Genomic DNA, 627 nt, shown 5'->3' on the forward strand with positions numbered 1-627 from the left:
AAGGATCCAGCACGGTTTGGGCTTGAGGCAGGGCTTCTTGCGCTGCAGATTTAAACCCCGTAAAACCGTCCATGGCAATGCTTTCGATCTGGTCACGCCACGATTTGGGGCGACTCTGTAGCCATTGCTTAAAGGCTTGTTTGGAGCGGCCTTCCAGCACATCGAGCAAGCGGGCCGGCCCGTTTTTGTTACGCACGGGCGTAAGGTCAACCACGATGGTGACGTACTTGTCACCACAGCGTGTATGTCGCCAAACATGCTCATCCACGCCCAGCACGGTCACACCGTCAAAACGTGTCGAGTCATTAAAAAGCAGGCGCCGTCCTTCGTTGATAATGGCATTATTAGCGGTGTGCCATGCAACATCAAGCTGGCTCGCAACACGAGATACCGACAGATGATCCAGCACGATGGCAGCTAATGCCCAGCGTATCGCCCCATATGAAAGCTTTGAACGTGGAGGTGCTGCACTGTTTGTATCTTCATGCCAGAAACAGCCGCAAGCACAACGCCAGCGACGGATACGCAGCAGCAATCTGGTTGGTCGTTGTCCGTAAGGTGTGTGAGCAAGATGCCTATCGACAGTACCGCGTGAAACACCAGCAGCCCCGCACTTGGGGCATGGCT

General features: G+C 54.7%; 1 pseudogene. It reads right to left on the minus strand.

The features are described 5' to 3' along the window. Positions 1-627 (minus strand): annotated as a pseudogene (locus tag ASV53_RS24395) (ISL3-like element IS1411 family transposase); the annotation flags it as partial.

Origin of the sequence: Photobacterium sanguinicancri, assembly GCF_002265265.1 — a bacterium.
GTDB classification, from domain to species: Bacteria; Pseudomonadota; Gammaproteobacteria; order Enterobacterales; family Vibrionaceae; genus Photobacterium; species Photobacterium sanguinicancri.